The following is a 12,662-nucleotide window of genomic DNA, read 5'->3' on the forward strand; positions in this document are numbered from 1 at the left end:
CTGGAGAAGCTCAACCGGAACGACCCTCAGGAGGACTGCTGACCGTCCGCGGCCGGCAGCAGCTGCTCGGTCCAGATGATCTTTCCGGTGGCCGTGTAGCGCGTGCCCCACAGGTGGGTCATCTGGGCGATGATGAACAGTCCCCGGCCGCCTTCGTCGTCGCTCGCGGCGTGCCGCAGGTTGGGGGTGGTGTGCCCGGTGTCCGAGACCTCGCAGATCAGGGTCCGGTCACGGATCAGACGCACCTGGATCGGCCCGCCGACATAGCGGATGGCGTTGGTGGCCAGCTCACTGACGACGAGCTCGGTGGTGAACGACAGCTCGTGCAGTCCCCAGTCGTCTAGCTGCTTGCTGACGGTGGTGCGCAGCGAGCCGACCGCGGCCGGGTCCGGGGCCACCTCCCACTGGGCGAACTGGTTCCGGTCGAGCATCCGGGTGCGGACCAGGAGCAGCGTCGCGTCCTCGTCGACCGCCCCGGGCAGCAGGGTGGCCACCGCCTGGTCGCACAGTTCTTCCAGCGGCCGCCGGGGCTCGGCAAGGAGGTGGGCGAGCTGTCGCAGCCCGGCGGCGGAGCTGTCGGCCGACTGCAGGAGGCCGTCCGTGAGGAGGGCGACGAGGCTGCCCGGCACGAGCTGCAGTTCGGTGCTCTCGTAGGGCGGGCCGACGACTCCCAGCGGCGGCCCCGGCGGCAGTTCCGGGCTGTCGGTGGCGCCCGTGCGCGCATCGACGACCACCAGCGGCAACGGCCCCGCCCGCGCGAGGCTGCACTGTCCCGAGACCGGGTCATACACCGCGTACAGGCAGGTCACCCCCCGGGCCTCGTCGGTATGCGACCGTGCGTGGACGCGGTCGGGTCCGCGCTCGTGCGCGGTCTGCTCGACCAGGTCGTGCAAGCGGGTCAGGACCTCGTCCGGGGCCAGGTCCAGCCGGGCCAGCACCCGTACTCCCGTGCGCAGCCGCCCCATGGCGGCGGCGGCGTGCAGCCCATGGCCGAGGACGTCCCCGACGACCAGCCCGACCCGGGTGCCCGACAGCGGGATGACGTCGAACCAGTCGCCCCCGACACCGGACCCGCTGTCGGCGGGCAGATAGCGTCCGGCCGCGTCGAGGGCCGTCTGCGGCGGCAGATGGCGCGGAAGCAGGCTCCGCTGGAGCCTGAGGGCCGCCGTGTGCCCGCGGGTGACCAGGGGCATCAGCACGAGGCCGATCAGCAGCGCGCCCAGGCCCACGACCACGACCCCGCCCGTCGGTCCGATCAGCGGCACGTCGACGGTGGTCGCGCCGTACCCGGGCGCCGCATAGACGAAGACGGCATAGACGAAGAGGAGGAGCATCATCAGCCCGCCCAGCCCCGGCAACACACCCTTGAAGACCAGATCGTTGGGGCTGCGGCGGAGGATCTTGCGGTAGTACCAGAGGCAGGCGAAGCCGGTCAGGCCGTAGTGGAAGGTGATCGCGAGGCCGACCGAGTCGATCGAGTCCACCAGGACGTCCCCGCTGAACGACGTCAGCAGGACCAGAAAGGCGATCGAGGCCGCTCCCATCCCTATGGTCGACCAGGTCGGGGTGAGGAATCTGCGGTGGATCCGGGCGAACTGGGAGGGGAGGGCCTTGTGGACCGCCATGGAGAAGACGGTCCTGGCCAGGGGCAGGATGGTGGTCTGGGCCGAGGCCAGCGCCGAGGTCAGCACCATCAGGATCAGCAGTCTCAGCAGGACCAGCCCCGTGTCCTGGTTCCCGAACACGGCCTTGCCCAGTCCGGAGAGCACATCGTCCGAGTTGCCGGCATTGCCCAGCCCGATGCCCGAGCTGCCGACGCCCGCGAACGCCTGCGCCGCGGTGGACACCAGCGCGTACATGGCCAGCAGGATCACGGTGGACATGACCGCGGCACGCCCGGGGATGCGCGTGCTGTCGACGGTCTCCTCATTGACCGAGACGGCGCTGTCCCAGCCCCAGTAGATGAAGACGCCCGCGAGGATCCCGGAGGTCAGCGCCTTCGCCGAGGGCACCTCGAAGGGGTCGAACCAGGAGGCGGACACATGGAGCGCCGTCGCGGGAGGGTTGGTGTAGACACGGATCAGCGCGGCGATGGAGAACAGGATCAGCATCACCACTTCCATGCACAGCAGCACGCGCTGGATCGCGGCCGAGAACTCGATGCCGACGTAACAGACCACGGTCATCACGGCGATCCAGGCGATGCCCGCCACGGTGGTCCACAGCCGGTTCTCGGCCAGGTCGTCCAGGCCCACCAGCCGGAAGCTGTAGGCACCGGCGAGCACGGCGAGGTTCGCCATGACGATGATGTTGGCGACGATGAGGCCCCAGCCGCCCATCCAGCCGGTGCGTGGACCGAAGGCGCGCGTGGCCCAGGTGAAGGTGGTGCCGCAGTCGGCGTTGCTCGCGTTGAGCTCCCGGAAGGCATACGCGATCAGCAGCATCGGGACGAACGACAGCATGGTGACGACCGGGGCCTGCGGTCCGACCGCGGCCACGATGATGCCCAGCGTGGCGGCGATGCTGTACGCCGGGGCGGTGGAGGCCAGGCCGATGACGACCGAGGAGAACATGCCCAGTGCGTTGTTCTTGAGCCCTTTCCGGCCGGACCCCGTGCCTGGGGCGGGGCGGCCTGCGGACGCGGCGTCGCCGAAGAGCCTCACACTCGATTCCAACCCCGCGCCTCGCCCGTCCGCAACAGCAGGGTCGGCCGCACCCTTCGCCGGGGCACGCCCGTGAAACGCCAGAGGTCGGCCGGGGCCGAGGCGTGATGGATGACAGGGGTGCTCACGTCTCCGGAGCCAGCACCAGAACGCGGAACGGGCTGGTCGGCAAAGCCGTAAGGGCGTCGTCTCCGGCGCTTCGCCACCCCCAGGACCCCAGCGCCTCAACGGTCCCGTCGTCCCCGGAATCCACCAGCGTGACGCCGAGCACGGCGCCGCGGTCGGCGAGCAGTCGCCGCTGCAGGCGCCGGGCGAGGTTCCAGGCACGGTCCTGGTACTCCCGGCGCACGCGGGGCGGGACGACGATCTCGGAGACGACGAAGAGCCTCCCGGAGGCGGCGCGGCTGAGCAGATTCCCCGGAAGATGGCCGTCGAAGCCCTCCCACCACGGACCGGCGCTGCCCGCGGGGAAGCCGTAGGCGCATCCGGTCAAAGCGGTGGTCTCCGCGATCAGCAGCAAGAACCCCGGCCGTCGCGTGTCGGCCGCGAGATGCCGCAGAAAGACGGTACGCGCCTGGTTCCACGCCCATGGGCCGCCACCGGAGACCTCCGCATACAGGTCGCCCAGCTCCTGCAGGCGGTCCTCGACCTGGCAACGTGTCAGCGGGCGGAGACGTTCTCCCTCCTGGGGCGAGGATCCCTGCTCCCGCTTCGCTCGGCCCGGCGTGCGCGACCTGCCCGGTGCGGGTCGGGGCGCGGGGAGGTCCGAGGTCGTCGGGAGAATCGTGTGCGCGGTCATGGCGCGAACCCTGCCCCGGGCACGGGCGAAAGCCGCCCCGGCGTCGTCGGTCGCCGAGAGCGGCACCGGTGTCGGAGCCGGTACGCGGCATGCCCTCGGTGTCTCCACCGTACTCCCGGCCGGGCCCGCCGCGGTGGCACCGCGGTCGCCGACGACTGCGGCAGCCGACGCCGAGAAGGGCACCGGCCTTCCGTAAGTGTTCGCTGCTTTCCGGCACAGGCCGGCCCAGGCCCGCTCCGATCGGCCACGGGGGTCCGGCAGCCGGCCGGCGGCCGGACCCCCGGTCGGCCGTGGCACGCACGACCGCCCTCACCCGGCATACCCTTCAAAAAGGGCCCGCCGTGGAAACACGTCGCACCCGCGCCGTCGCCCGGCCTGCCGGGCAGCGACCGCTTCGTGCCCGTCGCCTGCCAGGAGGTCCGTATGGATCACGAGCCCTTGCCCTCCGAGGGCCACGCCGAGGTCCGCATCGTCGCCGCGACGCCGGAGGTAGCCCGTCGCGTCGCTGAAGTGCTCCGGCGCTGCTTCGCCTCGAACGAACAGCGCAGCTACCCCGTCGGCCGCGGAGGAGGAACCCGGCTCCATCTCACCCTCGACACCGCACACGCCGCGGAACCCGCACGGTCCTGGCTGGCGACCAGCGAATCGACAGGCCAGGACCAGACGCACGCCGACGAGGTGTGACCCGGGCCGTAAGGCCACCGCCCCGAGGGCTGCCCGACGAGGACCTCTTCGCCGCCTGCGCCCATCTCGCCGACGAGGGCCTGATCAGCGTGGACCGGACCGCGCAGAAGGAGGAACAGGAGAAGCAGGAGGAGCAGGAGGAGGCAGACAAGACACAGGCGGACGACTGACCCGCCCGCTTGTCCCCGACTGGGAGTAGCCTGACCACACCGAGAGCATTTCGCGCAGCGCGACCGGCGGTGCCGTTCCCGGCGATCGACGAAACGGGCAGTCGTCCCAGACTCCCGGGACGGGACCGCACGATGGAACCCAGCAGAACGCCGGCGGAAGGCGCGTCCGCGGACGACCCGCACACGTACCGCATGCCCCCGCCGCGCCTGACCCTCACCCCGGACGTCAGCCATGGCCCGCTGGACGGAGCCTGGTGGCCGCGCTGCGACGCGCTGGAACTCGAACTGCCCTCGCTCGTGGGCTCGTTGGAGCCGGCAGCGGGCACTACGGTACGAGTCACCGTGGACCCCGCCGAATGGCCCGACGTCCCGCACACGGTCATGGCGCCCGGCCGGGTGATCACCGTGGAGCCGACCGGACCCGGAAGCGACACACACGTCATCACTCTGGACTGCGGCACCGTGGGACGCTGGGCGCTCCTGGTCGTCCCGCCCGAGGAGCCCGCCGGAACAGCCGCCCGGCTGCTGGCCGCCGCGGCCGACCCCGAGAACCCGCTGACCGCCTCGCGGATGCTGGCGCTCGCCGAGACCAGTTGCCTCGGGGGCACGACAGGGGAGCTGGAATGAGGCAGGCGGCCCTTTGGGCGCCCACGGACGGGGCTGCCGGCCGACCTCAACCACCCTCGTCTCGCGAGCCGTTGACCACTCAAGACGAAAAGCCCGCGCTGTTCGAGGAGTGCCGCATCGTCCGCGCACACGGCGAGCTGGACGCGCAGACCGTGGCGCCACTCGTACGCGCACTGGCCGAAGCCCGCGCCGCCCGCCCCGGACGACTTCTCCTCATCGTGGATCTGAGCGAGGTGACCTTCACCGACTGCGGCATCCTGCCACCACTGTGCGAGGCGTGGTCCGACTGTCGTGCCCGGGACGGCTGGATACGCATCGTCCACGACAACCACACGACCGACCTGGTCTTCCGCTGCACCGGTCTCCTCGACCGCTTCCCCCGTTATGCCAGCGCGCAGGACGCCTGGGAGGGACGAACGGCCGACGCCGACGCACCGGACCGGGTCAGCACACGTCCGAGGACTCGGCCGGACCCGCCCCGATGGCGACCGGAGCCACCCGGTCGGCGCAGGTGACCGCGCCGGGCGGCCGAGCCGACGGGGTTCCCTGGAGGAACCGGGAGTCCCCCGTACGTCACCTCCCGCGTCGGCGTCGTTCCCGGCGCGACACGGCACCGGATCACCGCCCGGGGACAGGGGACGCGGCATGAACGTGCCCGGTGAAAAGCCCGCTCGGTCCAGCCGGCCCCCCACGCCTTCGCTTCCCGCACGGCTCGCCCTGCGCCCGCCGGCCTTCCCGCCCGGCCCCGGATACGGCGCCCGCCGGCCGCGCTCCGACGACCTCGCAGTCGAGCTCCCTGCGCTTGCCGAGGTCTTCGATACGAGGCGAGGTCGCGTCAGGCAGGTCACCGTCCCTTCGTCTCACCGCGAGCGCACTCCTGACCGCCGAGGAACGCCTTCCGGCCGAGGACGACGAACCGCGCCGACCCACTCGACAGGACGCCTCATGAACAACGGACTACGGCCCCCGCAACCAGCCCCGCCCCTCCTCCGCCTGTACCTCGCGCCCGAGAGCACCATGCCACGCCGTATCGACGGGGCCTGGTGGCCGCGCACCCTCGAACTCCCGGCGGAACTCCCGCAACTGCTCTCCGGCCTGCCGCGTGCCTGGGGCCAGATCGTCAGTGTCCTGGTGAACGGCGCACTGTGGACCGGGGCACCGGGCCGCATGCTCGTCTGCAACCAGGTCGTACGGCTGCGCAGGACCACCACGGCGCACGCGCCGACCACCATCGTCCTGATGGCCCCCGGCCATGGGCGCCGGGACCTGCTGGTCGTGCCACCGGAGGCGACCGAGCGGGCCACCGAATCACTCATGTCCGCCGCCGGGCTGACACCGGAGCAGGGCCACTTCGCGAGCTGACTGACGGCAGCGCCTTCCTCGGTGGCCGGCGACGACGGACGGCGAATCGCAGGGCTGTGCGCGGAGGGAAATCTGTCACGGCGAGGCCACATGTCCATGCCTGCCGGAGTTAGGGTTGTCGCGCAAGACAACGAGACAAATGGTGCTGCCTCCTGCGGAGCACGGCTGCCACGCGCACCCGGGTCCCTAGCCGCGCCCCCGAAACGAAGGTGCTATGCCCGCTGAGAACGCCCCTGTCCCCGGCAACCTCGACGATGACGACTATCCCGCCTACACCATGGGGCGGGCCGCCGACGTTCTCGGCACCAGCCCCGCCTTCCTCCGGGCCATAGGCGAAGCCGGGCTGATCACTCCCCTGCGTTCGGAAGGCGGCCACCGCCGGTACTCACGCCGCCAGTTGCGTATCGCCGCCCGCGCCCGTGAGCTGGTCGACCAGGGCACCCCCATCGAGGCCGCGTGCCGCATCATCTCTCTTGAGAACCAGCTCGACGACGCCCTCCACCTGAACCGGGAAATACGCCGGAAGCTGGACGAGCACGGCGCGGATACCTAGTCTCGCCGGTACAGAAATACGGACCACAGCGATACGATAATTACGGGACGATCCCGAAAATACGGTGCCGGTTCCGCGTGAGCTGTGTTAACGTGATAGCAGTTGCAGTTTTGGTTGCCAGAGATTTTTCTTTGCAGAGCTTTCCGGATCTTTCCGGAGGGGTGATCATCGCGGCGACTCGACTCCGCAAAGTGCGGAGTCCGGCACTGCCCCCAAAGGGAGATTCAATATGGCATCTGGCACCGTGAAGTGGTTCAACGCGGAAAAGGGCTTCGGCTTCATCGAGCAGGACGGCGGCGGCGCTGACGTGTTCGCCCACTACTCGAACATCGCCACCACCGGCTTCCGCGAGCTTCAGGAAGGCCAGAAGGTTACCTTCGACGTCACGCAGGGCCAGAAGGGCCCGCAGGCCGAGAACATCGTTCCCGCCTGACACTGACGCGAATCGTCGCGAGCCAGTGGTTCGCGCATCATGTGGCTGGGGCCCGCGCTCTTGGGGTGCGGGCCCCAGCTCATTGTTTTTCTCACTTTCCGGATTCCCGGACAGCCGGCCGCCCCGCCTCAGCGCCACGAGACCCGGCTCTTCTTATTTTTTCGGCTCATTCTTGCGAATCCTCTTGCGGTCGTCGCCACTGGACGGAATTCCTCGATACGCCGCATCGAGGAAGGTTCCTCCATGAACCGCACCCGTCGCACCGGCGGCATGCCTGGCAGCCGCCTGCGTACGCAGGGGACGGGCCGCCAGGCTCCCCGTCCGGGCACCGGGCGAAAGAGCGGCCCGGGCGCACGCCCCGCCCCGCGCCGACAGGAGTTCGCCCTGCCGGTCACCCACACCGAGCCTCTGCCGGCGGTCGAAGCGTTCGGCGAACTGGACATGCCCGCACGGCTGCTGGCCGCGCTCGGCGCCGAGGGCTTGACCGTGCCCTTCCCGATCCAGGCGGCCACGCTGCCGAACGCACTGGCCGGCCGGGACGTCCTGGGCCGGGGCCGTACGGGCTCGGGCAAGACGCTCGCCTTCGGTCTGCCGGTGCTGGCCCGCCTGGACGGGCAGCGGGCGCAGCCCCGGCAGCCGCTCGCCCTCGTGCTCGTACCAACCCGGGAACTGGCCCAGCAAGTCACCGACGCGCTCACCCCCTATGCCCGCGCCATGCGACTGCGACTCGCCACCGTGGTGGGCGGCATGTCGATGGGCCGTCAGGTGAGTGCGCTGCGCGGCGGCGCCGAGGTCGTCGTCGCGACGCCCGGGCGTCTCATGGACCTCATCGAGAGGCGGGGCTGCCGGCTGGAACAGGTCGCCGTCACCGTCCTGGACGAGGCCGACCAGATGGCCGACATGGGCTTCATGCCCCAGGTGACCGCGCTGCTCGACCAAGTCCCGTCCCGTGGCCAGCGGTTGCTGTTCTCGGCCACTTTGGACCGCAACATCGACCTCCTGGTGCGCCACTACCTCCACGACCCCGTCGTGCACTCGGTCGACCCGCCTGCGGGAGCGGTCACCACCATGGAGCACCATCTGCTGCACGTGCGCGACGCCGACAAAGACACCGCCGCGACCGAGATCGCCGCTCGCGACGGACGGGTGCTGATGTTCCGGGACACCAAGCACGCGGTGGACCGGCTGGCCGACCACCTGCTGTCCGTCGGGGTGCGTGCCTCGGCCCTGCACGGCGGCAAGTCCCAGACGGAGCGCAACCGGACGCTCACCCAGTTCAAGACCGGTCAGGTCACGGTCCTGGTGGCCACCAACGTCGCCGCCCGCGGAATCCACATCGCGGGCCTCGACCTCGTCGTGAACGTCGACCCTCCCGGCGACCACAAGGACTACCTCCACCGCGGCGGCCGTACGGCACGCGCCGGCGAGTCCGGCACCGTCGTCACCCTTGTCCTGCCGCACCAGCGGCGCGCGGTGGACCGCCTGATGGCCGATGCCGGCATCGCTCCGAGTACCGTCCGGATCCGCCCGGGCGAGGCGGAACTGCATCGCATCACCGGCGCCCGGACCCCGTCCGGCGTGCCTGTCACCCTCGCCGCATCGGTCGACGGACGACGCGAGGGCAAGGGATCTGCCGACCGGAAGCGCGGGGGCCGGGCCGTCGGCCGTGGCGAGAGCGGCCGGGCCGCCGACCGAGCCCGTCGGCCTGCCCCGAGGAACAACCCATAGCCCAAGCACGGGAATGCGCTCCCCGCGGTCGGGACGAGCCGTCGCCCGGGCCTGCCCGCCCCGACGAAGAGGAGAAGCCCTTGACGCCGATTCCGTCCCGAACACGGCAGACCAACAGCGCCGACGGCACCGGTCTGACGGCCCGCGACGCCATGCACGCCCCCGGGCCGCAGGTCGACGACCACATGGCCGTCGATGTGGCCCTGTCCGTGCTCATCGGTGCGCGCGTCCCGCACCTGCTCCTGCAGGACGCGGACGGGCGGTGCACGGGCCTGGTCACCCGGGCCCAGCTCGCCGCGCACCGCGGCGGCTCGTGGTACAGCGACCGGACCCGGCTGCGGGACATCCCGCTCGACCGCGGACCGTTCACCTCGTCCATGGCCGCACTCGGCGAGGCGGAAGCCGCCATGCGGGACCGGACCCTGGACGTGTCCCCCGTGATCGACGAACACGGCTACGCCCTGGGCGTCCTCGCTCTCATGCCCTGACCGCCGTCCGACCATCGTCCGGCCGCCGTCACGCGGTCGCCGCCTTCGGCGTTCTTCCCCACCCCTGTGGAGGCATCCATGCGCTGTGTCATCGCCCGTTACCCCTTCGACCTGACCAAGATCGAGGTCGAGCAGTCGATGAGTGGCACCACGCCCGAGCCCGTCACCGGCGTGTCCGTGACCATCGACCGCCGGGTCTACCCCGTGATGCAGGTCGGGGAAGTGATCACGAGGCAGAACCGCCGGGACTTCACGACGGGTGAGATGCGCCGGGCACTGACCCGCCTCGGCTTCACCTGCCACGACGCGCGCCCGGTCATGCCGGCCCGAGACGCGCGAGCCGACGAGGATGCGCTCGGTTGGTGACGCTATCCGGGGCAACGACAGGTCATGCGTCGTTTCGGTCGGAAGACCGAGGATGTGGCACCCGGCCGGTGAGAGGGCCGGCGCGAACTGGAAGGGATCGGGCCATGGCCTCGTCCTCGCCACGAAGAACGGGACCCCATCGAGCCGCGCGATCCGAACCGGTCCTTCGAGGCACTGTGCGCTCGCACCGGACTCCGAAAGGTCCGCTTCCATGACACAACACTCGCCGCCCCCACAGCCCGGACCCAATCAATCCGAATTGTCGACGATCTCGGCGATGTCCACGAACTCTATGGCCGGCTCCACGCCGTACAGGTCCGTTACTCGCCCGCGCAATTCCTCAGAGAAGAACCGCTCTGCCTCTTCTTTCGATTCCCAGACGTAGAAGTTTACCGCCTGCTGCCGCTTCTCATCGAAGGTGAAGAACTTGAACCGCAGGCCTGGCATTCCTTCGAACATGCCACGCGCATTTTCGGCAACCCTGACAATCCGTGAGCGATCGAAGTCGCCGGGGTAGGAGAAAGTAACCGTGACACCGATCATGAGTGCTCCCTCCGCCGTATGAGTAAGGACAAATTCACCTCAGCCTCAGATGCTGCGCAGCAACCCGCGAACGCCGCTCACGAAGCAGCGGGTGGGATGTTCTGGTTGGCGTGGAAGAAGTTGTCGGGGTCGTAAGTGTGCTTGATCGCGGCGAGCCGGTCGTAGTGGTCGCGGTACGTACCCCGGACCCGGTCGGCGCTCTCCTCCTCGCCGAGGAAGTTGATGTAGGCGCCGCCCATGGAGTAGGGGTGCAGGTCGCTCCAGTAGTCGACGCACCACTGGCGGATCAGGCCGGCGTTGGCGGGCTCGGGGTCGATGCCCGCGATGACGCCTGACCACGTGGCATGCCGGTAGGCCCAGGCCGTGTCGCCGGCGTCGACACGGCGGGTGGCCCCGTCGACCGGGTACAGGTGCATCGTGGACAGGCCGGTGGGGAGGTTCTGGCCGTACTGCTCGTGTACGGCGACGGCGTCGTCGGGGATGGCGTCGAAGAAGTCGCCGCGCCAGTACCACTGCAGTCCCTTCGGCAGCAGCTCGTCGAACATGCGCTGCAGGTCGGGGTAGGGCATGGGGGTGGTGAAGTGGAATGCCGGCGGCCCGGGCGTGTTCACGACGGTCAGCGTCTTCTCCAGGCGGTCCCCGTCCAGGTCGCCTGTGTAGCACCACACCACGCCGCACACCCTCCGGCCGTGGATCGGCTCGGGGAAGGGCGGCCCGGGCGGTACGGTCAGCAGGGCGAAGAAACCGGTGAGCTCCTGGGGCGCGGCGGGCAGGAACTCCCGATACCACTGGAGCACTTCGCGGGTGCGGTCGACAGGCCAGACGGTCACCGCGACGCCGACGGTGTCCACGGGGTGCAACCGGAACGTGAACGACGTGACCACGCCGAAGTTGCCGCCGCCACCCCGCAGAGCCCACAACAGGTCCGGGTGGTCGTTCTCCGACGCGGTGACGAACGTGCCGTCGGCGAGGACCACGTCGGCGGACAGCAGGTTGTCGATGGTCAGGCCGTACCTACGGGTCAGATGCCCGTGCCCGCCGCCGAGGGTGAGACCGCCGACTCCCGTGGTCGACACGATCCCGGCCGGTGTGGCCAGGCCGAAGGTGTGGGTCGCGTGGTCGAGGTCGCCCAACTGGCTTCCGCCGCCCACCCGCGCGGTCCTCGTCTCCCGGTCGACGTCCACCCAGCGCATCGGCGTCAGGTCAAGCGTCAGCGCGTCATCGACCAGGCACAACCCCGGACCGCTGTGTCCGCCGCCGCGCACCGCCAGCTCCGCTCCGGTGTCCTGGGAGAAGGAGAGCACGGTCCTCACGTCCGCCACGTCGACGCATCCGGCAATCGCCGCCGGACGCCGGTCGATCATGGCGTTGTAGATGCCGCGGGCCTCGTCGTAGCCAGGGTCTCCCGGAGCGAGGACGGGCCCCCGCAGCGCCCCACGCAGACTCTCAAGAGCCGGTCCGTTGATACCGCCCATAGTCGAACACCCCTGTTCACGCGCGCGGCGCGTAGACGGACGCGAGCGCGACATCCGGGCGGGCTGCGGGGCGTGAAACGCGGATCCGTGTGCGCCTGTGACGAAGACCGGCAGGGTAAGACCCCACCAATATTGTCCGCCTGCCCGCCACGTCCCGCACATTGACCGCCGGGGCCCGTACGACGCCTCGGTTCAGGCGCGACGGTCAGCGCAAGCCGAGCGGTCGGGGCCTCGGTGGGTCTGCTGTACCTGGTCATGGACGAAGCGGTCCGCTGACTGCTGGAGGAGTTCCCGTGGCCGCGCCTCGAAGGCCCGGGCTACGGGCTCTTGCCCGTGTGGGGCCAACTGCTCGTCGCACTCTCCGAGATGGCTCGGCACTCGCTTCCGAGGCCACCGCCGACGCAGGCTCCAGAGCGCCGCAGAGCATCCGGTGATCAGAGGTTCGGCAGTCGCTGCTTCGCCGAGCCGGCATGAGCGATGCCGCAGCACTCGGCCCGCCGCGTCCCCCCGCCACGTGAGCACGTGACCGCACTCCGTGCTCAGCGTGCCCAGCAGATCGCCGACCGGAAAAGGGCCGGCGCGAACTGGAAGGGGCGGGACAGGGCTCTTCGTCCGGCTCGACTCCCAGCTCCGCCTTCGACCGCGTCGGCGATGCGCTGAGGGGTGACGGCAACGGGCCGGACGATGACGACGGCCCGGACGGTGCCCTCGTAGCCATCCAAGGGCACTGTCCGGCGGATCATGGAAAGCGTGCTGGCGGCGCGTACTGCG

General features: G+C 70.2%; 15 protein-coding genes and 1 pseudogene. 12 read left to right on the forward strand and 4 right to left on the reverse strand.

Going from position 1 to position 12,662, the window contains the following annotated elements; all coding sequences use genetic code 11:
• Positions 1 to 26: 26 nt before the first annotated feature.
• Together Q8A52_RS29305 and Q8A52_RS29310 are read right to left on the reverse strand one after the other, a co-directional pair.
• Positions 27 to 2,663: an amino acid permease gene (locus tag Q8A52_RS29305; protein WP_408649271.1), complete on the reverse strand. Its 2,637-nt coding sequence runs from the start codon at positions 2,661 to 2,663 to the stop codon at positions 27 to 29.
• Between the two features lie 124 nt (positions 2,664 to 2,787).
• On the reverse strand, positions 2,788 to 3,462 hold the full coding sequence (locus Q8A52_RS29310; RefSeq protein ID WP_316756824.1) for a hypothetical protein: 675 nt from the start codon (positions 3,460 to 3,462) through the stop codon (positions 2,788 to 2,790).
• Between Q8A52_RS29310 and Q8A52_RS29315 the strand changes: the two genes are divergently transcribed.
• The 12 genes and pseudogenes from Q8A52_RS29315 (at position 3,461) to Q8A52_RS29370 (ending at position 9,873) form a co-directional block, all read left to right on the forward strand.
• Positions 3,461 to 3,658: a hypothetical protein gene (locus tag Q8A52_RS29315; protein ID WP_316756825.1), complete on the forward strand. Its 198-nt coding sequence runs from the start codon at positions 3,461 to 3,463 to the stop codon at positions 3,656 to 3,658. The genes Q8A52_RS29310 and Q8A52_RS29315 overlap by 2 nt on opposite strands.
• Positions 3,659 to 3,885: 227 nt before the next feature.
• Positions 3,886 to 4,146 carry a hypothetical protein gene (locus tag Q8A52_RS29320; RefSeq protein ID WP_316756826.1) on the forward strand — a complete coding sequence of 87 codons (261 nt, stop codon included), beginning with the start codon at positions 3,886 to 3,888 and terminating at the stop codon, positions 4,144 to 4,146.
• A complete protein-coding gene (locus Q8A52_RS29325; protein ID WP_316756828.1) occupies positions 4,143 to 4,316 on the forward strand; it encodes a hypothetical protein in 174 nt (57 codons plus the stop codon). Before Q8A52_RS29320 ends, Q8A52_RS29325 begins: the two co-directional genes overlap by 4 nt.
• Positions 4,317 to 4,448: 132 nt before the next feature.
• A complete protein-coding gene (locus Q8A52_RS29330) occupies positions 4,449 to 4,943 on the forward strand; it encodes a DUF5994 family protein (protein WP_316756830.1) in 495 nt (164 codons plus the stop codon).
• A gap of 71 nt (positions 4,944 to 5,014) precedes the next feature.
• On the forward strand, positions 5,015 to 5,458 hold the full coding sequence (locus Q8A52_RS29335; RefSeq protein WP_316756832.1) for an STAS domain-containing protein: 444 nt from the start codon (positions 5,015 to 5,017) through the stop codon (positions 5,456 to 5,458).
• 130 nt (positions 5,459 to 5,588) lie between these two features.
• Positions 5,589 to 5,822, forward strand: a pseudogene (locus Q8A52_RS29340) (DUF5994 family protein); the annotation flags it as partial.
• A 66-nt stretch (positions 5,823 to 5,888) separates the two neighbouring features.
• The gene (locus Q8A52_RS29345) at positions 5,889 to 6,305 is read left to right on the forward strand and encodes a DUF5994 family protein (RefSeq protein ID WP_316757227.1); all 417 of its coding nucleotides are present in this window, start codon (positions 5,889 to 5,891) and stop codon (positions 6,303 to 6,305) included.
• Between the two features lie 214 nt (positions 6,306 to 6,519).
• The gene (locus tag Q8A52_RS29350; RefSeq protein ID WP_316756834.1) at positions 6,520 to 6,858 is read left to right on the forward strand and encodes a MerR family transcriptional regulator; all 339 of its coding nucleotides are present in this window, start codon (positions 6,520 to 6,522) and stop codon (positions 6,856 to 6,858) included.
• Positions 6,859 to 7,087: 229 nt separating this feature from the next.
• Positions 7,088 to 7,291 (forward strand): cold-shock protein, encoded by a 204-nt coding sequence (locus Q8A52_RS29355; protein WP_030736617.1) that lies wholly within the window; start codon positions 7,088 to 7,090, stop codon positions 7,289 to 7,291.
• 243 nt (positions 7,292 to 7,534) lie between these two features.
• Positions 7,535 to 9,019: a DEAD/DEAH box helicase gene (locus tag Q8A52_RS29360; protein WP_316756837.1), complete on the forward strand. Its 1,485-nt coding sequence runs from the start codon at positions 7,535 to 7,537 to the stop codon at positions 9,017 to 9,019.
• An 80-nt stretch (positions 9,020 to 9,099) separates the two neighbouring features.
• Complete coding sequence (locus tag Q8A52_RS29365) at positions 9,100 to 9,507, forward strand: CBS domain-containing protein (protein WP_316756839.1); 408 nt, start codon at positions 9,100 to 9,102, stop codon at positions 9,505 to 9,507.
• Between the two features lie 78 nt (positions 9,508 to 9,585).
• Positions 9,586 to 9,873, forward strand: a complete 288-nt coding sequence (locus Q8A52_RS29370; protein WP_316756840.1) for an SCO5918 family protein — start codon at positions 9,586 to 9,588, stop codon at positions 9,871 to 9,873.
• 249 nt (positions 9,874 to 10,122) lie between these two features.
• Here Q8A52_RS29370 and Q8A52_RS29375 read toward each other — a convergent pair whose 3' ends face one another.
• Positions 10,123 to 10,416: a DUF4865 family protein gene (locus Q8A52_RS29375; RefSeq protein WP_316756841.1), complete on the reverse strand. Its 294-nt coding sequence runs from the start codon at positions 10,414 to 10,416 to the stop codon at positions 10,123 to 10,125.
• 77 nt (positions 10,417 to 10,493) lie between these two features.
• Positions 10,494 to 11,891 carry an FAD-binding oxidoreductase gene (locus Q8A52_RS29380; protein ID WP_316756842.1) on the reverse strand — a complete coding sequence of 466 codons (1,398 nt, stop codon included), beginning with the start codon at positions 11,889 to 11,891 and terminating at the stop codon, positions 10,494 to 10,496.
• Positions 11,892 to 12,662: the final 771 nt, after the last annotated feature.

It is taken from the genome of Streptomyces herbicida (assembly GCF_032656585.1).
Classification (GTDB): Bacteria; Actinomycetota; Actinomycetes; order Streptomycetales; family Streptomycetaceae; genus Streptomyces; species Streptomyces herbicida.